Annotated in this window: 24 protein-coding genes and 1 tRNA gene; 17 read left to right on the forward strand and 8 right to left on the reverse strand. The window is 68.6% G+C overall.

The features are described from left to right. Positions 1-18 precede the first annotated feature (18 nt). The 10 genes from AB5J53_RS26045 to xerC all read left to right on the forward strand — a co-directional run bounded on the left by AB5J53_RS26045 (position 19) and on the right by xerC (position 8173). Positions 19-2265, forward strand: a complete 2247-nt coding sequence (locus AB5J53_RS26045) for a cell division protein FtsK (RefSeq protein WP_369248075.1) — start codon at positions 19-21, stop codon at positions 2263-2265. 140 nt (positions 2266-2405) lie between these two features. Next, a complete protein-coding gene (locus tag AB5J53_RS26050; RefSeq protein ID WP_369248076.1) occupies positions 2406-2660 on the forward strand; it encodes a hypothetical protein in 255 nt (84 codons plus the stop codon). Between the two features lie 21 nt (positions 2661-2681). Beyond that, a complete protein-coding gene (locus AB5J53_RS26055) occupies positions 2682-2870 on the forward strand; it encodes a hypothetical protein (protein ID WP_369248077.1) in 189 nt (62 codons plus the stop codon). A gap of 8 nt (positions 2871-2878) precedes the next feature. After that, positions 2879-3490: a hypothetical protein gene (locus AB5J53_RS26060; RefSeq protein ID WP_369248078.1), complete on the forward strand. Its 612-nt coding sequence runs from the start codon at positions 2879-2881 to the stop codon at positions 3488-3490. Beyond that, entirely contained in the window at positions 3490-3717 is a 228-nt protein-coding gene (locus tag AB5J53_RS26065) for a hypothetical protein (RefSeq protein WP_369248079.1), read from the forward strand. Before AB5J53_RS26060 ends, AB5J53_RS26065 begins: the two co-directional genes overlap by 1 nt. 159 nt (positions 3718-3876) lie before the next feature. Continuing rightward, positions 3877-4767: a bifunctional DNA primase/polymerase gene (locus AB5J53_RS26070; protein WP_369248080.1), complete on the forward strand. Its 891-nt coding sequence runs from the start codon at positions 3877-3879 to the stop codon at positions 4765-4767. Further along, entirely contained in the window at positions 4764-5117 is a 354-nt protein-coding gene (locus tag AB5J53_RS26075; RefSeq protein ID WP_369248081.1) for a hypothetical protein, read from the forward strand. Before AB5J53_RS26070 ends, AB5J53_RS26075 begins: the two co-directional genes overlap by 4 nt. Beyond that, entirely contained in the window at positions 5114-6280 is a 1167-nt protein-coding gene (locus AB5J53_RS26080) for a DUF3631 domain-containing protein (RefSeq protein ID WP_369248082.1), read from the forward strand. The genes AB5J53_RS26075 and AB5J53_RS26080 overlap by 4 nt, the downstream gene beginning before the upstream one ends. A gap of 431 nt (positions 6281-6711) precedes the next feature. Beyond that, positions 6712-6921, forward strand: coding sequence for a helix-turn-helix domain-containing protein (locus AB5J53_RS26085; protein WP_266479907.1), 210 nt, complete (start codon positions 6712-6714; stop codon positions 6919-6921). Between the two features lie 73 nt (positions 6922-6994). Next, a complete protein-coding gene (gene xerC / locus AB5J53_RS26090; protein ID WP_369248083.1) occupies positions 6995-8173 on the forward strand; it encodes a tyrosine recombinase XerC in 1179 nt (392 codons plus the stop codon). 83 nt (positions 8174-8256) lie between these two features. Here the strand turns inward: xerC and AB5J53_RS26095 are convergent. The 3 genes from AB5J53_RS26095 to AB5J53_RS26105 all read right to left on the reverse strand — a co-directional run bounded on the left by AB5J53_RS26095 (position 8257) and on the right by AB5J53_RS26105 (position 10379). After that, positions 8257-8330, reverse strand: a tRNA-Pro gene (locus AB5J53_RS26095). 29 nt (positions 8331-8359) lie between these two features. Beyond that, positions 8360-9160, reverse strand: coding sequence for a Pr6Pr family membrane protein (locus AB5J53_RS26100; protein ID WP_369248084.1), 801 nt, complete (start codon positions 9158-9160; stop codon positions 8360-8362). A 292-nt stretch (positions 9161-9452) separates the two neighbouring features. Then, positions 9453-10379, reverse strand: coding sequence for a metallophosphoesterase (locus tag AB5J53_RS26105; RefSeq protein WP_369248085.1), 927 nt, complete (start codon positions 10377-10379; stop codon positions 9453-9455). A gap of 120 nt (positions 10380-10499) precedes the next feature. Between AB5J53_RS26105 and AB5J53_RS26110 the strand changes: the two genes are divergently transcribed. Further along, positions 10500-10964 (forward strand): GatB/YqeY domain-containing protein, encoded by a 465-nt coding sequence (locus tag AB5J53_RS26110; protein WP_369248086.1) that lies wholly within the window; start codon positions 10500-10502, stop codon positions 10962-10964. Between the two features lie 257 nt (positions 10965-11221). Further along, positions 11222-11503, forward strand: coding sequence for a hypothetical protein (locus AB5J53_RS26115; RefSeq protein WP_369248087.1), 282 nt, complete (start codon positions 11222-11224; stop codon positions 11501-11503). Between the two features lie 173 nt (positions 11504-11676). On the opposite strand, the gene AB5J53_RS26120 is transcribed toward AB5J53_RS26115, so the two are convergent. The 3 genes from AB5J53_RS26120 to AB5J53_RS26130 all read right to left on the reverse strand — a co-directional run bounded on the left by AB5J53_RS26120 (position 11677) and on the right by AB5J53_RS26130 (position 15019). Continuing rightward, positions 11677-11919 (reverse strand): LuxR C-terminal-related transcriptional regulator, encoded by a 243-nt coding sequence (locus tag AB5J53_RS26120; RefSeq protein ID WP_369248088.1) that lies wholly within the window; start codon positions 11917-11919, stop codon positions 11677-11679. A 182-nt stretch (positions 11920-12101) separates the two neighbouring features. Then, on the reverse strand, positions 12102-12602 hold the full coding sequence (locus AB5J53_RS26125) for a hypothetical protein (RefSeq protein ID WP_369248089.1): 501 nt from the start codon (positions 12600-12602) through the stop codon (positions 12102-12104). A 128-nt stretch (positions 12603-12730) separates the two neighbouring features. After that, the gene (locus AB5J53_RS26130) at positions 12731-15019 is read right to left on the reverse strand and encodes a transglycosylase domain-containing protein (RefSeq protein ID WP_369248090.1); all 2289 of its coding nucleotides are present in this window, start codon (positions 15017-15019) and stop codon (positions 12731-12733) included. A gap of 418 nt (positions 15020-15437) precedes the next feature. Between AB5J53_RS26130 and wblA the strand changes: the two genes are divergently transcribed. Further along, positions 15438-15776 carry a transcriptional regulator WblA gene (gene wblA, locus AB5J53_RS26135; RefSeq protein ID WP_028799159.1) on the forward strand — a complete coding sequence of 113 codons (339 nt, stop codon included), beginning with the start codon at positions 15438-15440 and terminating at the stop codon, positions 15774-15776. An 11-nt stretch (positions 15777-15787) separates the two neighbouring features. On the opposite strand, the gene AB5J53_RS26140 is transcribed toward wblA, so the two are convergent. Beyond that, a complete protein-coding gene (locus tag AB5J53_RS26140; protein WP_369248091.1) occupies positions 15788-17200 on the reverse strand; it encodes an ArsA family ATPase in 1413 nt (470 codons plus the stop codon). Next, positions 17197-18174, reverse strand: a complete 978-nt coding sequence (locus AB5J53_RS26145; RefSeq protein WP_369248092.1) for an ArsA family ATPase — start codon at positions 18172-18174, stop codon at positions 17197-17199. Before AB5J53_RS26145 ends, AB5J53_RS26140 begins: the two co-directional genes overlap by 4 nt. A gap of 95 nt (positions 18175-18269) precedes the next feature. Here AB5J53_RS26145 and AB5J53_RS26150 point away from each other — a divergent pair, with 95 nt between their 5' ends. From AB5J53_RS26150 to AB5J53_RS26165, 4 genes are all read left to right on the forward strand, one after another. Then, positions 18270-18431, forward strand: a complete 162-nt coding sequence (locus AB5J53_RS26150) for a DUF4177 domain-containing protein (protein ID WP_075033571.1) — start codon at positions 18270-18272, stop codon at positions 18429-18431. Next, the gene (locus AB5J53_RS26155; RefSeq protein ID WP_369248093.1) at positions 18428-18898 is read left to right on the forward strand and encodes a RidA family protein; all 471 of its coding nucleotides are present in this window, start codon (positions 18428-18430) and stop codon (positions 18896-18898) included. Before AB5J53_RS26150 ends, AB5J53_RS26155 begins: the two co-directional genes overlap by 4 nt. 257 nt (positions 18899-19155) lie before the next feature. Continuing rightward, positions 19156-20025, forward strand: a complete 870-nt coding sequence (locus AB5J53_RS26160) for an NUDIX hydrolase (protein WP_369248094.1) — start codon at positions 19156-19158, stop codon at positions 20023-20025. Continuing rightward, positions 20022-20852: an MBL fold metallo-hydrolase gene (locus tag AB5J53_RS26165; protein ID WP_369248095.1), complete on the forward strand. Its 831-nt coding sequence runs from the start codon at positions 20022-20024 to the stop codon at positions 20850-20852. The genes AB5J53_RS26160 and AB5J53_RS26165 overlap by 4 nt, the downstream gene beginning before the upstream one ends. Positions 20853-20856: the final 4 nt, after the last annotated feature.

Genomic DNA, 20856 nt, shown 5'->3' on the forward strand with positions numbered 1-20856 from the left:
ATTTGGAAGGAAGTTTCAGTGAAGCACCCCGACGACGAGAACGAACTCTTCAACCGACTCGAAGCAGAGATGGGCACCGACTCCGGGGGCGAGGTAGTCGACCTCGACAAGGCCCGATCGGCCCGCACCGAGTCGCCCGACTCCAACCCGACCGAGTCGGGCGACGGCACGATCTACGTGACCGACTCGCAGGGCAGCGGAGACTTCGGCCCGTTTCGCGCTGAGTCGGGCGACCCGACCGCCCGCGTGATGGTCGACCAGTCGGCCGTGAAGGCGACCGGTCCGGGCTACCTGGGTCGGCTGCTCGCCGCGCAGCGACGCCCGGTCGTCCCCATCTGGCTTCAGTCGGTCGCGGAGCTGAAGACCGCTACCGGATGGGTGGCGCGGCACTACGCGCACTCGGTCGGCTATCACGCGCTGCGCTCCCCGGTCTACGCCGCCCGCCTCACCCTCCAAGCGCCCTCCGGTGCGGCGAAGTTCGTGGGAGGCACACTGCGATGGGTGGCCGACCGCGAGGGCGAACCGGTCCGTCTCGCCGCCGTCCGCCGTGAGGATGCGGCCGAGTACCTGAAACTGTCGCGGCAGCGCGACGGTCGGGTCCGACTGCGCACCCTGGTGGCCGTGCTGGCGATGTTCATCGGGCTCGGCTCCGCGCTCGCCATCTACGTCCTCGCCCCCGACTGGCTGCAAGCCCTCTCGGTCGGCGCGGTCACGATGGCGCTCGGGGTCGCCGGAGGTAAGGCGGATGACCCGGTTATCCACAGGGCTGTGGAGCTGCCCAAGGCGGTCAAGCTCACCAGTGACATCGTGCTGCGGGCGCTCGGCTCGCTCGGGATCCCCGCCATCAACCAGGCGCAGGCCAAGGGGCGGGACGGGTTCGAGTTCACCGCCCCGATCACCCGGGATGGTCCGGGCTGGCGGGCCGAGGGGAACCTTCCCTACGGCGTGACCGTCACGGACGTCATCGAGCGGCGCGACCGTCTCGCTTCCGGTCTGCGCCGCCCGCTGGGCTGCGTGTGGCCCGAGGCGGTACCGGATGAGCACACCGGGCACCTGGTGCTGTGGGTCGGCGATCAGGACATGTCCAGGGCCAAGCAGCCCAAGTGGCCGCTGCTCACCTCGGGCAGCGTGGACTTGTTCAAGCCCGTCGCGTACGGCACCGATCAGCGCGGACGATGGGTGACCGCGACGCTCATGTACATCGCGGGGATCATCGGCGCGATCCCGCGGATGGGCAAGACGTTCCTGCTCCGCCTGCTCCTGCTCATCGCGGCGCTGGACCCGCGGGCGGAGCTGCACACCTACGACATGAAGGGCACCGGCGACCTGGACCCGGTCGGCAACGCCGTCTCGCACCGGCACGCCGCGGGCGATGACGACGACGCCATCGAGTACTGCCTGAACGACTTCCGGGCGCTGCGCGAGGAACTGCGCCGGCGCACCAAGGTGATCCGCTCGCTGCCGCGGGACATCTGCCCGGAGTCGAAGGTGACCAGCGAACTCGCCGACAAGCGCTCGCTGGGGCTGCATCCGGTCGTGATCGGGGTGGACGAGTGCCAGGTTCTCTTTGAACACCCCAAGCACAAGGACGAGTTCGAGGAGATCGCAACCGACCTGGTCAAGCGGGGTCCCGCCACCGGCATCGTGCTGCTGCTCGCCACGCAGCGGCCGGATGCGAAGGCGCTGCCCACGGGCATCTCCGCGAACGCGTCGGCCCGCTGGTGCCTGAAGGTCATGGGCCAGCTGGAGAACGACATGGTGCTGGGCACGTCCGCCTACAAGCGGGGCGTGCGGGCGACCATGTTCGCTTGGGGCGACAAGGGCATCCACTACTTCGTGGGTGAAGGCTCCGACGCGCGGATCGTGCGCTCCGTCTACATCGACGGCCGCGGCGCCGAAGCCATCGGCGCGCGGGCCCGCAAGCTCCGCGAGATCGCAGGCACCCTCTCCGGGCACGCGCTCGGGGAGGAGCCGGAAGTCACGGCGAGCGCGTACGACCTGCTCGCCGACATCCTCGCCGTCGTCCAGGCCAAGGAGCCCAAGGTCTGGTCCGAGACTGTCGTCGCCCGGCTCGCCGAGCTGCGGCCCGAGGTCTACGAGGGATGGGAGCCCGAGGCGCTCACCGCGGCGCTCAAGCCGCATGGCATCTCCACGATCCAGGTGGGGCGCCGGGTGGAGGGCAAGGTCGTCAACCGGCGCGGCATCGACCGCTCCCACATCACCTCGGCGATTGCGGAGCGTGACGGGAAGCGGGACGCGGGCTGAGATCCCGGGGCCGCTAGCGCTAGCGGCACACCCCGCTAACGTTAGCGGCCCCGCTAGCGCCCCAAACCAGCCCTGATCAGGCCGCTAGCGGATAGCGGCCCACCTGCGGAAACCCCTGAAACCGCCCCGGAGGGCCCGTCATGACCCCTGCCCTGCTCGCTATCACCCTGCTGCTCGGCGTGACGTTGTGTTACGTCGCTGTCTGTGCTGCCTCGCCGTTCGGGCCCTGCCGCAAGTGCAACGGCTGGGGCTTCGCCATGAAGACCGACCGCAAGGGCCGCATGAAGCGCGGCAAGGACTGCCGCCGCTGCCAGGCCACCGGCAAGCGGATACGCGTCGGCCGCTGGCTCTACAACCGCGCCTCGCGGATCTACCGCGCAGGCACCCCCGACTAGCCCGGAAAGGAGACTTCCGGCATGGCCGTGACCATCTCCCTGGTCCTGTTCTTCGGCTTCCTGCTCGCCCTGCTCCTGCGCTCCAAGACCCTCGGTGCAGGCTCCGCGTTCGTCGCCGCGATGTTCGGCTTCTACCTCGCCTCTACCGGCGCCGCCGACACCGTCAACGCCCTGATGAGCGCCCTCGTTGCCGCGCTCCCGGACCTGTGAGGCCAGACATGAGCGAACAGATCGTGGCGCGCCACTGGCTCGCCCACATCACCCCCAAGGCTGCGCCGGCACTCGCCACCACGACCGTGCTGGCGCTGGCCCGGATCTGGAACGCCAACGGCGCCGAACACTCCCTCGGCAACGCGGTGTTGATGACCGTGCTGTCCCTCGGTGCCGCGGGAGCCGGGGCGTGCGCGAGCGTCGGCCACGCCGGAGACAGCACAATCGCGGGGACCGCGTTCGCCGCATCCGGGGCGCTCGCCTTCGCCGGAGTCGCCGGATACGCCGACGGACTGCCGCTGCCCCTACTGCTGTGGTCGGTGGCCACCGCGGGCGCCTACGGGCTCGCCGCCCGCTACTGGCGTACCGACCGCCGCGAGCGCGTCGCCCACGAGCGACACGTGAGCGAGCGGCGCGAGGAACGCACCCATGTGGAGCGTGTGGAGACCATCCGCGGCACCACACAGATTGAAGTGGCCCGTACCGGCGCTGCGTACGCCGAATCCCTCGCCGCCGCACTCACCGCCCGCGCCGCCCTGCCCGGCTTCGACCCCAAGGCCCTCACAGCCGCAGGCCTTCCCGAACTCCCCGGCGTCGACAGCAGCAAGGAGCGTGACTGATGAGCGCCAACCAAAGCTGGCGCGTCGATGCACTGCTCGCGGAAGCACGCCGCAACCCGCGGCGACAGATCACCACCAGTGGTGCTCTGCGCCTCTACAGCCGCCTCGGCATAGCCCCGAAGAGGACGACCGCGCGAGCCGACCTCAAGGCACTCGCCCGGCGCGGGGTGCTCATCGAGCGCGGCCCGCGCAACCAGCGGCACTACGCACTCTCCATCGACCACTAGATACGCCCAGGGCGGGCGCCGTCTCACCACAAGCCTGCGCCCGCCCCGGTTCTCCGTGTCCCTCTCAGAACAGGAGACCTCCAGCATGACCCAACGAGCGTCAATCGGCGAGGGCCGTCCAGCCCACGCCACCCCATCGAGCACACGAGGGGTGGCGGCATGAACAACCACCTCCTATACGCCGCCCTGGACGCTGCGGAGCGGGGATGGGCCGTCCTCCCGCTGCGCCCCGGCGACAAGCGCCCGGCCCTGCACGGTGAAGACGTCTGCCCCGGCATCGGCGACTGCGCAGGCGGTCACCGTAAGTGGGAAGAGCGCGCCACCATCGATCCGGACCGCATCCGCCGCGCCTGGGGTGACTTGCCGTTCAACATCGGCATTGCGACCGGCCCATCCGGGTTGGTCGTCGTCGACCTCGACATGCCCAAGCGCAAGAGCAACGCGGACACGCCTTCCGGCGTGACGACCTTTCGTGCGCTCTGCGAGCGCGCCGGACAGGCCGTCCCCACCACGCGCACCGTGCGGACCGCGAGCGGCGGAGTCCACCTGTACTTCACCGCCCCGCCCGGAGTCCGGCTCGGCAACACGGCCGGACGGCTCGGCAAGCGCATCGACACCCGCGCCTGGGGCGGCTACGTCGTCGCCCCCGGCAGCATCACCCCCACGGGCGCCTATGCGATCGTCGACGACACCCCGCCCATCCCACTGCCGGATTGGCTGTACGCCCGCCTGACGGTCCGTCAGGCTTCTCGGGCACTGACGGCTGCACCGTCATCCGTGCAGGCGTCCAGCTACGCCGCAGCAGGCCTGAACGCGGAAACCGCATCCGTACGGCAAGCCCCGGAGGGCGAGCGCAACGCCACGTTGCTGCGGGCGGCGCGAGCCCTGGGGCGGTTCATCGCGTGGGGCGACCTCCCCAGGGAGCGAGTTGAGGAGGCTCTTCAGTGGGCGGGGGAGCAGGCCGGTCTCTCGCCGCGGTCCTGTGAGGCGACCATTCGCAGCGGTCTGAACTGGTCGATTGCCCGCAATCAGCAGCGGAGGGCCGCATGAGCGCCCCTCCCCGCCCCCTACTGAAGAGCCTTCCCGCCACTTCCTGCGGCCCGCGCGCCGCCGCACGAGCCGCGCTCGGTCCGGCCATGGGCGAGCCGAAGGGCGCCGCCGAAGGCGTCACTTCAGCTCTTCGTCCTGACGTGCAGCAGGGAGATGGCCGCTATCCGGTCGCCTGGCTCCACATCAGCGCGCCCCAGAGTGCGATTCCCACGGCCACATCGCGCTGTCTGTGTGGCTGGGACCGCAGCGCCGTGGGCCACCGCAAGGTGCTGGCCCTGATCGACGACCACACCGCCCACCGCACGAACTGCCCGCTCCGCACCACCCAGGAAGGGAGGGCCGCGGCATGAGCACCAAACCGCCGGCACACCCCACCGACGGCTCCGCCCTGCTCGACGAAGTCGAAGCGTTCCACCGGCGCTTCAACGTCTTCCCCCTCGAAGCGGCCTACGTCGCCGTGACGCTATGGAACGCGCACGCGCACCTGCTCGACTGCTTCGACGCCACACCGAGGATCGCGTTCCTCTCGCCCGAGCCCGGCTCGGGAAAGTCCCGCGCGCTGGAGATCATCGAAACTCTGGTGCCCAAGCCGCTCGTTGCGGCCAACGCGTCCGCGTCGGTGCTCTTCCGCGCCGTGTCGACCCTGGAGACCCGTCCCACGATCCTCTTCGACGAGGTGGACACCGTGTTCGGGCCCAAGGCCGGAGACAACGAACCCCTGCGCGGATTCCTGAACGCCGGACACCGCCGCGGAGTTGGCATGTGGCGCTGCGTCGGCGACGGAGCCAACCAGCAAGTGCAGGAATTCCCCTCCTACTGCGCCGTCGCCATGGCAGGGCTCGGCTCGCTGCCGGACACGATCCTGACCCGCTCCGTCATCGTCCGCATGCGCCGCCGCGCGAGGAACGAATACGTGGAGCCCTACCGGCAGCGCATCCACGAAAAGGAAGGCAACGCCCTGCGCGACCGGCTCGCCGACTGGGCACAGTCCGTACGCCACCTGGTCGACGGAGTGTTCCCCACCATGCCCCCGGAGGTCACCGACCGGCCCGCGGACGTCTGGGAACCGCTCATCACGGTCGCCGACGCAGCCGGAGGAGAGTGGCCGGAGCGGGCCCGCACGGCATGCGTGGAACTGGTCAACGCCGCCAAAGTCGGGGACAAGGGCAGCATCGGCATCCGGCTCCTGACAGACCTGCGGGACTACGTGTTCAACGGCATCGACCGCCTGCCCACCGTCGCCGTCCTTGACCGCCTCCACAGCCTCGAAGAGGCCCCGTGGGCCGACATGAGCGGCAAGCCCCTCGATGCCCGCGGGCTCGCGCGGATGCTGCGCGAGTACATGACCGCGGACAACACCCCGGTAGCGGCGCGGAACATCAAGACCGGTGGCAGCGTGATGAAGGGCTACTACGCCGCGGACCTGCACGACGCCTGGGACCGGTACTGCCCCCCACCCCCTGAGAGTCCGCTACTTCCGCTACCTCCGCTACCGCGCAGGTCAGAGGCCTAAAAAAGGTAGCGGCAAGCCCGGATTTATCCGCTACCCGCACCGCCTCATCCGCTACCTGCCCCACGCCACCAGGCCTGGGGCGGGTAGCGGGAGCCGAATTAGGACGCCAGGAAGAACCACAGAGGGAAGCCAAAAACAGCGATCAGAGCAAGTGCCAGTCCTGCCAGACAGCCGTAAGTCGTCAATCGGGCACTGGTTCTCGCGTAGTCGTCGCTGGTCGGCATGCCCTCATCCAAGCGTCGCACCTGCCCCATCCGCTACCGCCCGCGGCCACCTCGCCCGGGCCGGTAGCGGACTTATCCGCTACCGCTACCCCTATCCGCTACCTCGATCATGCCCCTGACCAGGGCGGTAGCGGAGGTAGCGGAAGTAGCGGACCTGACAGGAAGGGGGTCACCGCCCCCGACTCCCTGCCGAGGAGGCACCGCCGCATGAGCACCGCCACTGCACCTGCTGAACAACTCCTCTACAGGCCCGAAGAGGCGGCCAAAGCTCTCAGGATCGGCCGCTCGATGGTCTACGAGGAGATACGCCTCGGACGACTCCAGACCGTTCGCATCGGTCGTCGTCGACTCGTGCCCCCCGAGTACATCGCGCAGTACGTCGAACTCCTCAAGCGCGAGGCAGAGGCCACCGCTTGAACTCCCCACCACCCATCTCAGCAGGGCCGCACCCATCAGGGCGCGGCCCTGCTTCTTGGAGGCACAACGCAGCATGACCGAGACCCCGAAGCGCTCCCGTAGGGCAGGCCACGGCGAGGACACGATCTATTGGGACGCGGCGAAGAACCGCTACGTGGGAGCCGTATCCCTGGGGCACGCCCCGAACGGCAAGCGCCGTCGGCCGAAGGTGTACGGCAAGACAAAGACCGAGGTCCGCACGAAGATCCGGGACTTGAAGAAGGAGGTACAGACAGGCGTCAAGTCGCCCGCGAACTACACCGTGGCCGAAGCGGTGAACGACTGGCTCGAACGCGGCCTGAAGGGGCGCGATGAGAAGACCGTCAGCAAGAACCGCACGATGGCGGACAAGCACCTGATTCCGCTGATCGGCAAGGCCAAGCTGAGGGACCTCAGCGCGGACGACGTCGACGACTGGTTGGACGACAGGGCCGAGTGGCTCGCGACACGGAGCCTTCGGGACCTGCTCGCCGTGCTGCGTCGCTCCATCGCGCACGCTCAGCGCAGGGACAAGGCTGTGCGGAACGTCGCGCTTCTGGTGACCGTGCCGGAGGGGCGACCCGGTCGTCCGAGCAAGGCGCTGAACTTGGAGCAGGCGAAGGCTGTTCTTGCCGCGGCGCGCGGATCGCGGCTGTACGCGTATCTCGTGCTCTCGCTTCTCAGCGGTGTTCGCACGGAGGAGGCACGCCCCCTCACGTGGGATCACGTCTACCTGTCTCCGCACGATGGCGTCCCGCCCCACGTCGCTGTTTGGCGATCGGTGCGCAAGCACGGCGACACCAAGACACGGAAGAGCCGTAGGACCATCGCTCTGCCGAAGCAGGTGGTCGACGTACTCGAAGAGCACCTGAGATGGCAGATGCAGGAACGGGCATCGAAGGGGAAGGAGTGGAGCCCCATCGGCCGTGTCTTCACGACCCGGAGCGGCGAGCCGCTCGATGCCGCCAACGTCCGACGCGACTTCAAAGCCATCGTGAAGAAGGCCGGACTGGAGCCAGAGTGGACTCCGCGGGAGCTGCGACACAGCTTCGTGTCTCTGCTCTCGGACCACGGCATCCCGCTGGAGCGGATCGCGCTACTGGTCGGTCACAGTAGTCAGACGACCACGGAAGCGGTCTACCGGAAACAGCTCCGTCCCGTGATCACTCAGGGGGCCGAAGCGATGGACGAGATCTTCGCCGAAGATGCCGAGGCGGACGCGCTCGGGGCTTGACCGTTCTCGTTTGGCCCCCTGTTTGGCCCCCCGGGCATGACAAAGGCCCATTCGCGATCACGCGAATGGGCCTTTGACCAGCGTCGGGGTGGCGGGATTTGAACCCACGACCTCTTCGTCCCGAACGAAGCGCGCTGCCAAGCTGCGCTACACCCCGATTGTCGCTGCTTGTCGCGGCGACGTCGTTTACTTTAGCCCACTGGTGGCCGGAGACGAAATCCGGTTTTCAGGGCATCGGACGCGACGTCGGACCGGGTCGGGGCGCAGGTGGTCGAGGGCCACGGCGAGGAGGGCGAGGGCGTAGAAGGCCACACCGAGGATCGCCGCGTTGCCGAGGATGCCGACGTAGCCGTGCTGGTCGACGTCCACGAAGGGGTAGAGGTAGCGCATCGGGGTGCCGGGGGACATCATCGCCCCTCGAGCCAGGGAAAAGACCAGGTAGGCGAGGGGGTAGACGACCCAGGTGGCCGCGTTTCGTACGGCGAGCGGGGTCGGGCGGGTCAGCAGGAGCCAGTCGGCCAGTACCGCGATCGGCGTCACCGTGTGGAGGAGGTGGTTGGCCACCGCCTGCCAGCCGGTGAGCGGAGCGATGTCATCCGTCATCGAGAAGCCGCCGGACTGGTTCGTCAGGATCAGGTGGTAGACCAGGCCCGTGATCGAGATGTAGAGCAGTGTGCCGCCTGTCACAACGCCGGGCAGGGGGCGGCGGGCCGTCAACGCGCGCCAGGCCGAGGCGGTGAAGACGAGGGCCACGAGGGCATTGCTCTGGATCGTGAAGTAGCTGAGGACGCGGACCGGGTTGCCCAGGACCAGGTCGATGGCCACGCCCGTCGCCGCCACGAGGGCCACGAGGATGCGGAAGGTCGCCGCCACCGGGCGGCGCGTGGGGGCCACCACTGCTGTCGCGGGGACGACGGAGGGGGGCGGCGGGGGGATACCCGGTATCGCGGGGAGGTCGGGTAGGTCCTTGGGCATGGGGGCGATCATGGCCCCACGCTAAGCGGATCGGGCGAATCGGGCGATATGGGGCGTCTGGGTGGGTTACATCGCCCGGACCATCGCTCGTGCCTTCGCCTGGAACATCGCCCGCACCTTCGCGGTCAGGGCTCGATCGTCAGTAGTGGCTCGAACCCTGGTAGTGGCTCGCGCGACCGCCCGAGGGCGGAGCCCACCGGCCCGCCGCAGGCCTGCCGTCCCTCGCGGTGTCTGCCCCGCGCGTGATCAACAGGCGGCGTGGGCTCTGATCCGTCCGCCCCGTCAGGGCCCCGCGCCCCTGCCCCTACCTCCGCTCCACCAACGTCAGCAGCGACGCCTCCGGCGGACAGGCGAACCGTACCGGCGTGTAGCGGTTCGTCCCGCAGCCCGCCGAGACGTGCATGTACGACGTGCGGCCCTCCGCCGTATGGGTGGACAGGCCCTTCACACGGTCCGTGTCCAGGTCGCAGTTGGTGATGAAGGCGCCGTAGAAGGGGAGGCAGAGCTGGCCCCCGTGGGTGTGGCCGGCCAGGATCAGGGGGTAGCCGTCGGCCGTGAAGGCGTCCAGGGTGCGCAGGTACGGGGCGTGGACCACGCCCATCGAGAAGTCGGCCGACTCCGACGGCCCGCCGGCCACGCGCGCGTAGCGGTCCCGCTTGATGTGCGGGTCGTCGAGGCCGGTCAGCTCGATCTCCGCGCCCTCGACCTTCAGCATCCCCCGCGTGTTCGTCAGGTTCAGCCAGCCCGCCGTGTCGAAGCCGTCGCGGAGGTCCTCCCACGGGTTGTGGATGACGCCCACGACCGGTGCGTTGCCGTTCAGACCGTGGCGACCCTGCGCCTTCTCGAACAAGTAGCGGGCCGGGTTGCGGAATTTGGGGCCGTAGTAGTCGTTCGAACCGAAGACGTACGCCCCCGGGAATTCCATCAGGGGGCCCAGCGCGTCCAGGACTTCGGGCACGCCCTCGGGGTCGGAGAGATTGTCCCCGGTGTTGATGACGAAGTCGGGGCGCAGCCCGGCCAGGGAACGCAGCCAGCGCTGCTTCTTGCGCTGGCCGCTCACCATGTGGATGTCGGAGACCTGGAGGACACGGAGCGGTCGCATCCCCGGTGGCAGGATCGGGACCGTCACCCGCCGGAGACGGAAGGAACGGGCCTCGAAACCCGCCGCGTACAACAGACCGGCGGTGCCCACCGCCGCGATTCCCAGGGGTACTCCGTATCGCGCGTGCATACGTCCATCGTGTCAGACACCGGCGGCTCCACGTCCCGGCCTGTGGACAACCCCGGGCGCGCACGGCCCGCGCCGAAATCAACAGGCGACCGTCGCACCACACCTGCGACAATCGACGGCATGACCACGCTCAAGTCGAAGCTGCAGGAAGACCTCAACGCCGCCATCAAGGAGCGCGACGAGCTCCGCTCCTCGACGCTCCGGCTGACCCTCGCCGCCATCACCAAGGAGGAGGTCGCGGGCAAGACCAAGCGCGAACTCTCCGACGACGAGGTGCAGAAGGTGATCACCCGCGAGGCGAAGAAGCGCCGTGAGGCCGCCGATGCCTTCGCGCAGGGCGGGCGCCCCGAGTCGGCCGAGCGGGAGAAGGCGGAGGGCGAGGTTCTCGCCACGTACCTGCCCAAGCAGCTGTCCGACGAGGAGCTCCAGCAGATCGTGGCCCAGGCCGTCGAGGAGGCGAAGGCGGCGGGTGCCGAAGGGCCGCGTGCCATGGGGCAGGTCATGAAGATCGTGAACCCGAAGGTGGCCGGCCAGGCCGAGGGCGGCCGTGTCGCCGCCGTGGTGAAGAAGCTGCTCGCCGGCTGAGGTTTTCGCGTACGAGACATGCCCGTACGAGACATGCCCGTACGAGACATGCCCGTACGAGACACGCCCGTACGCGAGAAGCCCGTACGCGAGATGCCATACGAGAGATGAGGGTGCCCCCTGCGAACAAGGGGGCACCCTCATTCTGCGTCCACCGATCGGTGACGGGCGTGGGCGCCCGATGACCCCGTGCCGGGCCATCGCATCGAATTGGATGAGACAGGTTGGCGTAAACGGAAATGGAAAAGTCGCGCAGGATGAAATCGCTCGCCAAGCCGGCGCTGGTTCCGGTGGCGGCGGCCGTGGTCTCTCTGGTTCCTCGTGGCGGGACCGCGTACGCGGCCGGGTGCAACGGCACAGGCTGCGAGAACGATCCGGACAGGACCACGCTCATCAGCCGTCGAACCGTGGATGCCAAGGACGGGCAGCACGACTGGACCAACATGGTCGGCGGCAAGGGCTATATGGTCCGCGCCTGCGGCAAGGAGAAGACCTCGGGCAAGCTGAGCTGCACGCCTTTCGCCGGCACCGACGCGTAGTAGTCGAATCCAACGAGCAGTACGACCGAGGCGCATATTCGCGAAGGCATGCGGCGTAAGCCCGGGCAGGCCGACGCCCGCACGTGGGCGTCGGCCTGCCGGCAGGTCACCCGCACCCCTGCACGCAAGGACCTAGAGGTCACCCAGGTGTCCACGTGCGTCCGTGCGGGTCGCTAGTGATCGGTGGAACTGCCCAGCAGTCCGAGTTCCTGGGCGCGTGCGCCCAGGGCTACCCTCCCATTGGCCTGGAGCTGTTCCATAAGTCGGTGCACTTTGCGCTGTATCGTGCGGTGTCCCACTCCTAAGTGCCGTGCAATCGACGCGTCGTTCAGCCCCTCGTACAACAGATTCAGGATCTTCTGGTCGTTGGCGTCGATTCTCGGATTACCGGCGTTTACTTCTGGCGTAACGGTCAAGTCGCCTCCCCCAAGTAGCAGCAGTCGATCGCTGCCTCTCGCGGGGCCAGTCTAGGAAGCGCTTGTGGATCCGGACAGTTGAATAAATCTCACCAAAGACTGTTAACGGGGCGAGCGGGGTGACGCAATTGCGCCATCCCCGCTCGTTTTCCGGCCATAGGCAGTGTGGTCGCCGGTCGGGCTCAGTACCAAGGGGTGCACGACTCGTCGCCCGAGGGGTCCTCCACGCAGGCCCGCATTTCATAACCCGACGGGTTGTAGTACATCGGGGTGCGTGTGAAGTAGTAGTTGGTTCCCCCGGGTACCTTCGAGGTCCAGCCGGAGGCCCCGCCCTTCTTCTCGCCCAGGCGCCAGTAACAGGTCGAGTGGCTCTTCGTGCAGCGCTGGACGTAGACCGTCCACTTCTGCTCGTCCGAGCCGCTGATGTACCACAGCCGGCCCCAGCTGTACTGGTCCCCGTCCGTCTTGCCCCAGCGCAGCTCGTACTCGAACGAGCCGCCGAGGTCGTACGGGCCGTAGGGGCTGACAGGGCCGGTCTGCCAGGTCTGGACGTTCGGGTCGTGGCCGTCGCAGCCGAAGTTGTCGCAGGAGGCCGCCTGTGCCGAAGTGGGTATGGCCACGGCCAGGGTCAGGGAACCGAGTAACGCACTGAACGTGACACCGAGCCGGGATCTGAGTTTCATGTCCCCTCCACGGGAGATGGCAACGACAAGGGCACCCTCAAGGCGGGGCCGGAGGCGAATATGTCATGGCCTCCGCCGAGAAGGTGCCCTTACCGTGGAGCTGACGTAATTACGTCAGGGAGTACCGGTCAGCCGCGTTGCCCGCCGTTTCCGTTGCCGCTGTTGGTGTTGCCCTGAATCCATCCCTCGGGAATGGAGAAGGAAGGCGTCGGGAACGTTCCGCCGTCGGTCTGACCGGCGATGGTGTTCCCATCGGTGGAGTTCCCGTTGCCGTTCCCGTTGCCGTTCCCGTTTCCGTTCCCATTGCCGTTGTTGTCGTCGTTGTTCCCGTCGTCCTTGCCCTTGTTGTCGTCGGGAATGTCGACGAGGTTGAAGGACGGGGAGTCCTTGCCCGTGAGAGCGCCGGCCATCAGGTCCCGCCAGATGGGCCCGGGGACCTGACCGCCGTAGACCTTGTCGCGGTAGACACCGCCGATGTTGATGCTCACCATCTTGACCTTCTGGGTGGCGCTGCCGACCCAGACCGCGCCGGACAGGTTCGGCGTGTAGCCGACGAACCAGGCGTTCCTGCGCTCGTCCGTCGTACCGGTCTTACCGGCGTTGGCGCGGTCGGTGAGACCGGCCTGCTGGCCCGTACCGGAGTCGATCACGCCGCTCAGAAGGGTGTTGATGGTGTCCGCGGTCTTCTCGGACATCGCCCGCGAGCACGTCGACTTCGGCACCTCGAGGGACTTCTGCGTGCCGTCGATCTTCTGCGTGATCGACTCGATGGCGATCGGGGTGCAGTACATGCCGCGGGAGGCGAAGGCGGCGTACGCGGTGGCCATCGTCAGCGGGGAGATGCCCTTGGCACCGAGGGCGATGGAGGGCACCTGGGGGAGCTTGTCGCCGTTGCCCTGGACCACGCCGAGCTTGTCGATCTGGTTCATCACCGGGCAGAGGCCGATGTCCGAGATCATCTGCACGAAGTAGGTGTTGACCGACTTGGCCATCGCCTCCTTCAGCCGGTACGGACCGACCTCGGACAGGCTCTCGTTCGGCACTTGCTCGTTGGCCTGGTTGGTCCAGGGCTTGCTGCCGCACGTCTGTACGGGGCTCGGGTAGGGCATCTTGTTCGGCGACGAGTACTCCTTCGTCGCCGGCACGCCCTGCTCCAGCGCGGCCGCGGCCACGAACGGCTTGAAGGTGGAGCCGGTCGGGAAGCCGTAGTTCGAGCCGCCCATGTCGTAGTTGACCGAGAAGTTGTACTCGGTCTCGTTCTTCCCGTAGCCGTAGGGCTTCGACTGGCCCATACCGAGGATCTTGCCGGTGCCGGGCTCGACCAGGGTGGCCGCCGCGGCGACCTTGTCCGACTTGTAGACGTGATCCTTTATCGATGTCTGCACCGACTCCTGGGACTGCGGGTCGAGCGTCGTACGGATCGTCAGGCCGCCCTGGTTCCAGATCTTCGCCCGGGCCTCCTTGGTCTTGCCGAAGACCGGGTCGCTCAGGAAGACGTGCTCCACGTACTTGCAGAAGAAGCTGGCGCCCTTGGCGGCCGTGATGCAGCCGTTCTTGGGCTGGCTCACGTGCAGGCCGAGCTTCTTCTCCTTGGCCGCGTCCGCTTCCTGCTGGGAGATGTCGTGCACCTCGGCCATGCGCTGCAGCACGGTGTTGCGGCGCTTGGTGGCTTCCGCCTCGTCGTTGACCGGGTCGTACCGGCTGGGCGACTGGACGATGCCCGCGAGCAGCGCCGACTCCTGGAGGTTCAGGTCCTTGGCGGGCTTGGAGAAGTAGCGCTGGGCGGCGGCCTCGATGCCGTAGGCCTGCTCGCCGAAGAACGTGATGTTCAGGTAGTTCTCGAGGATCTTCTTCTTGCCGAGCTTCTCTTCCAGCTGGATCGCGTACTTGAGCTCGCGGATCTTGCGGCCGAGGGTCTGCTGGGTGGCCTGGGCGACCTTCGTCGGGTCGTCACCGGCCTCCTCGACGAAGTAGTTCTTCACCAGCTGCTGGGTGAGCGTGGAGGCGCCCTGGGCCACTCCGCCGTTCTGCGCGTTCTGGTTCAGGGCGCGCAGGACGCCCTTCATGTCGACCGCGCCGTGCTGGTAGAAGCGCGAGTCCTCGATCGCGACGATCGCCTTCTGCATGTACGGCGAGATGTCCTTGAGGTCGACCACCGTGCGGTCGCGCGAGTAGACCGTCGCGATCTGACCGCCCTGGCTGTCCAGGATCGTGGTCCGCTGACTCAGCGACGGACTCTTCAGGTTGTCGGGAATCTCGTCGAACCCCTGCACGGATCCCTTGGCCGCCAGACCGAGCGCGCCCGCGGCGGGCAGCGCGATTCCGGCCATGACGGCGCCTGCGAGCACGCTGACACCGAGGAACTTGGCGGCCTGCTGCGTTGCCGACAGACCGCCGCCCGAGCGCTTCTTTGGCATGGGGGCAGCCTACGTTCTCATTCGCCGGACACGCGTATATGCCTTGGCCTAAGCTGCTCTCAACTGTCACAGCAGTGCGGCCACGTATCAATACGTCCGGCGACCCCGAATCGTTCCGGAGGATCCCCAACTTTTTGTCGGGGGTTCGTTGAGGGCGTGTCCGAATCAGCCTCATGCGTCACCAGGCGTCCGTTGTGACTCAACTGAACTGTCCCGGTTTGCCGGGATACTCACGCATGTCCTCAGCTCACTCCCCCGGGTGATCTGCCGCTTACGCATAGTCCGTTCGGGCCATTCAAGATTGGGCCCGAAGGGGGTGTTGCGCTGTGCCCACCTTCCGTAACGTCCTCAACTGGCGGCGGTGAATATGCCGCTGCCGCCGTGGGGGAGCCTCGATTCGGGAGAGGACGGCGCCGGTATGGGCTGGGTAACCGACTGGAGTGCGCAGGCGGCCTGCCGCACTACCGATCCGGATGAACTGTTCGTTCAAGGAGCAGCGCAGAACAGGGCGAAGGCAGTGTGCACCGGATGTCCGGTACGCACGGAGTGCCTCGCCGATGCGCTCGACAACCGCGTCGAATTCGGCGTGTGGGGTGGCATGACGGAGCGGGAGCGCCGCGCACTGCTGCGCCGCCGGCCGACCGTCACCTCGTGGCGTCGCCTGCTGGAGACCGCGCGTACGGAGTACGAGCGCGGCGCGGGCCTGCTGCCCCTCGACGAGGAAGAGGTGTACGAGCGCTACGCGGCGGTGGGCTGAGGGCGTTCCCCTCAGGCCCCCGGTTCGAGGGTTTCGGGCAGCTCCGGCCGATTGGCCGCGAGCCGGTCCCCGATGTCCCGCAGCCCCGCGAGGTCGTGTACGTCGCCCGGCAGGGCGGCCACTTCGGCCACCGCCACCTCGGGGTGGAGCGCGGCGAAGCGGTCACGCGTGCGCTGCTCGCGGGAGAGCAGCTGCATGCGCTCGGCATGCAGCCTCAACAGGCCTGCGGTGAGTTGTTCAACGGTCCGGTCGGTGTCCGTGGCGGCGGTCCGGGTCTCGTCCGTGGTGGCGGTCTGGTGCTCGTCCGTGACGGCGGTCCTGTCCGTGGCGGCGGGGGAGCCTTCGTCGGAACCGTCCGGAGCTGGTGTTTCGGAAGCGGGAGATTCTGAACTGTCGTACGTGTCGGGAGAGTTACGAAGTCCAGCTTTCCCGTCCCCCTGATCGACAATGCGGGCGTCGTCAAGATTTTCTGCGGCCGCGGAATCCGCCGCGGAATCAAGATCTTCCGCGGCGGCGAGCGCCCGCTCGGCGGACAGCTGAGCGGCGCCGCTGCCGTGCACCCGGTTGAGCACCAGACCCGCGAACGGCATGTCCTCCGCGGCCAGCCGCTCCACGAAGTACGCGGCCTCGCGCAGCGCGTCCCGCTCCGGGGCCGCCACCACCAGGAACGCTGTGCCGGGCGCCTGGAGCAGCTTGTACGTGGCGTCCGCGCGGGTACGGAATCCCCCGAAGGTCGTGTCCATAGCGGCCACGAACGTCTGGACGTCCTTGAGGAGCTGGCCCCCCAGGAGCTTGCCCAGGGTGCCGGTCATCATCGACATCCCCACGTTCAGGAACTTCATCCCCGCCCGGCCGCCCAGCTTCGCCGGCGCCGTCAGCAGCCGGATCAGCCTCCCGTCCAGGAACGAGCCCAGCCGCTTCGGGGCGTCCAGGAAGTCCAGCGCCGAGCGCGAGGGCGGCGTGTCGACGACGATGAGGTCCCACTCGTCCCGCGCCCGCAGCTGCCCCAGCTTCTCCATCGCCATGTACTCCTGTGTGCCCGCGAAGCCCGCCGAAAGCGACTGGTAGAAGGGGTTGTTGAGGATCGCGGCCGCTTGCTTGCCGTTTGCGTGCGCCTCGACGATCTCGTCGAAGGTGCGCTTCATGTCGAGCATCATGGCGTGCAGCTCGCCGTCCCCCTCGACGCCCTTCACGCGCCTCGGGGTGTTGTCCAGCGAGTCGATGCCCATGGACTGGGCGAGCCTGCGCGCCGGGTCGATGGTGAGCACGACCACCTTGCGGCCGCGCTCGGCGGCGCGCAGCCCCAGGGCCGCCGCCGTGGTCGTCTTGCCGACGCCGCCCGAGCCGCAGCACACCACGATGCGGGTCTTCGGGTCGTCGAGCAGCGGGTCGACGTCGAGTACGCGGGCCGGGTTCAGACTCATGAGATCCCTTGCGTGCGCAGTTCCGCGGCGAGCTCGTACAGGCCCGCCAAATCCATTCCGTCGGCGAGCAGCGGGAGTTCGTGCAGCGGCAGGTCCTGCTCGGTGAGCACGGCCCGCTGCTCGCGCTCCAGGGTGTGGCGCTCGGCGTACTCCTCCGCCTGCTGGAGCAGCGGGTCCACGAGCCGCTCGGCGAGTCCGCCGCGGCGGGCACCGCCGAGTCCGGCCGCGGAGAGCGACTTGGCGATGGCCGTACGGGGAACGGCGGCCGTGAGCTCCAGGTCGGTGTCGTCCAGGAGCGCGGGCCGCACCATGTTCACGATGATCCGCCCCACCGGCAGCTTCGCGGCCCGCAGCTCGGCGATGCCGTCCGCGGTCTCCTGGACGGGCATCTCCTCAAGGAGCGTCACCAAATGCACCGCGGTCTCCGGGGACTTGAGGACGCGCATGACGGCCTGTGCCTGATTGTGTATCGGCCCGATCTTCGCGAGGCCGGCCACCTCGTCGTTGACGTTCAGGAAACGCGTGATGCGCCCGGTGGGCGGCGCGTCCATCACCACGTAGTCGTACGCGAATCGCCCGCTCTTGTCCTTGCGGCGTACGGCCTCACAGGCCTTGCCGGTCAGGAGTACGTCCCTGACGCCGGGCGCGATGGTGGTGGCGAAGTCGATGGCGCCGAGCTTCTTCAGGGCACGGCCCGCGCTGCCCAGTTTGTAGAACATCTGGAGGTAGTCCAGAAGGGCCAGTTCGGGGTCGATGGCGAGCGCGTACACCTCCCCGCCCCCAGGAGCGACGGCGATCTTCCGCTCCTCATAAGGCAGCGCTTCTGTCTCGAAGAGCTGCGCGATGCCCTGTCTGCCCTCGACCTCGACGAGGAGGACGCGCTTGCCCTCGGTCGCGAGGGCGAGCGCGAGGGCCGCGGCCACCGTGGTCTTGCCGGTACCGCCCTTGCCGCTGACGACCTGGAGCCTGCTCACGTATTCGAGCCTAACCAGTCCGCCGCCGTACTACGCAGGAGGCTGTGGACAACGTGTGCGCGAGGCCCCGGACGGCAACGGCTAAAGTCGGCCGCATGACCAAGTGGGAATACGCAACTGTGCCGCTGCTCGTCCATGCCACGAAGCAGATTCTGGACACCTGGGGCGAGGACGGCTGGGAGCTCGTCCAGGTCGTGCCCGGGCCGAACAACCCCGAGCAGCTGGTGGCCTACCTGAAGCGGGAGAAGTCGGCATGAGCGGCGCCGTCGAGTCGAAGCTGGCGGAACTCGGGCTGAGTCTGCCGGACGTCGTCCCGCCGCTCGCCGCGTACCAGCCCGCCGTGCAGTCCGGTGTGTACGTCTACACCGCGGGCCAGTTGCCGATGGTGGACGGCAAGCTTCCGGTCACCGGCAAGGTGGGCGCCGAGGTCACCGCCGAGGAGGCCAAGGAGCTGGCCCGCACCTGCGCGCTGAACGCCCTTGCCGCGGTCAAATCCGTAGCGGGCGACCTCGACCGCATCGCTCGTGTCGTGAAGGTCGTCGGCTTCGTCGCTTCCGCCTCGGACTTCACGGGTCAGCCGGGCGTCCTGAACGGCGCGAGCGAACTCCTGGGCGCGGTCCTCGGCGACAAGGGTGTCCACGCCCGCAGCGCGGTCGGCGTGGCGGTCCTCCCGCTGGACGCCCCGGTGGAGGTCGAAATCCAGGTGGAGCTGACGGAGGCGTAGGCGGGGCCGCGGGCAAGGGTTGTCTCGACCCCTCCGGCTCTACCCGTCCCGTACCGGGGGGCTGCCGCCCGCTGCCGTGCCCCGTCAGGGGCGCGGGGAACTGCGTGACAACCCCCCACCGGCCCGCAGTCGAAAGACCGGTACGGGACGGGCAGGGGCGGAGGGGGCGAAAAAGCCTCACCCGCACCCCCGGCACCGGACGCCGTGATCGTCGACGGCCTCTCGAACATCCGCCCGGCACGGGATAGCCTCCGCCCATGGCGAATGGGCAGTGGTACCCCCCGGAGTGGCCCGAGAGGATCCGCGCGCTCGCGGAGGGCTCCCTGACACCGGTGGCCCCCAAGCGGGCGGCCACGGTCATGCTGCTCAAGGACACCTCTGCCACCCCTGTGGTGCACATGCTGCGCAGACGCACCTCCATGGCCTTCGCCGGAGGCGCGTACGCGTATCCGGGCGGCGGCGTGGACCCCCGCGACGACGAGCACCAGATCCGCTGGGCGGGCCCCACGCGCGCGTGGTGGGCGAAAAGACTCGGAGTGGACGAGACCTCGGCCCAGGCCATCGTGTGCGCGGCGGTCCGCGAGACGTACGAGGAGGCGGGCGTCCTGCTCGCCGGGCCCACCCCGGACACCGTGGTCGGCGACACCACGGGCGAGGAGTGGGAGGCGGACCGCGCGGCCCTGGTCGCCCGCGATCTCTCCTTCGCCGAGTTCCTCGACCGCAGAGGGCTCGTGCTCAGATCCGACCTCCTGGGCGTCTGGACCCGCTGGATCACCCCGGAATTCGAGACCCGCCGCTACGACACGTGGTTCTTCGTGGCCGCCCTCCCGGAGGGCCAGCGCACCCGCAACGCCTCCACGGAGGCCGACCGCACCGTGTGGATCCGCCCCGCGGACGCGGCCGACGGATACGACAAGGGCGAGCTCCTGATGATGCCGCCCACCATCGCCACCCTGCGCCAGCTCATCCCGTACGACAGCGCCGCCGACGCCCTGGCCGCCGCTCCCGCCCGCGACCTGACCCCCGTCCTGGCCAAGGCCCGCCTGGAGAACGGTGAAGTGATCCTCGCCTGGCCCGGCCACGACGAGTTCACCAAGCACATCCCGACCGGTGGAGCCTCCGCATGACCGACGCCACCGCCCTCCCGGGCCAGCCACGCGGCGGAGTCCTCTCCGGCCCCGCCACTTCGCGCGCGGTCAACGTGCTCGCTCCCAACGCCTCCGCGATGACCCTGGACGGCACCAACACCTGGATCGTCTCCGAGCCGGACTCCGAGCTCGCGGTGGTGATCGACCCGGGGCCCCTGGACGACGTACATCTGCGGAATGTCGTGGATACGGCGGAGAAGGCGGGGAAACGGGTCGCGCTGACGCTGCTCACGCACGGGCACCCCGATCACGCCGAGGGGGCGGCCCGGTTCGGCGAGCTGACGGGTACGAAGGTGCGGGCCCTGGACCCGGCGCTGCGGCTCGGGGACGAAGGGCTGGCCGCGGGGGACGTGATCGCCGTCGGCGGGCTCGAGCTGCGCGTCGTACCGACGCCCGGGCATACCGCCGACTCGCTGTGCTTCCATCTCCCGGCCGACCGGGCCGTCCTGACCGGGGACACCATCCTGGGCCGCGGTACGACCGTGGTGGCCCATCCGGACGGCCGTCTGGGCGACTATCTCGACTCCCTGCGCCGGCTCCGCTCACTGACGGTCGACGACGGCGTCCACACCGTCCTGCCCGGCCACGGGCCCGTCCTCGAGGACGCCCAGGGCGCCGTCGAGTTCTACCTCGCCCATCGCGCGCACCGCCTCGCCCAGGTCGAGACGGCGGTCGAGAACGGCTACCGGTCGCCGGACGAGGTCGTCGCGCACGTGTACGCGGACGTGGACCGTTCGCTGTGGCCCGCGGCGGAGCTGTCCGTGCGCGCACAGATGGACTACCTGCGCGAGCACGGCCTCATCTAGGGCA

It is taken from the genome of Streptomyces sp. R41, from assembly GCF_041053055.1.
In the GTDB taxonomy this organism is placed as follows: Bacteria; Actinomycetota; Actinomycetes; order Streptomycetales; family Streptomycetaceae; genus Streptomyces.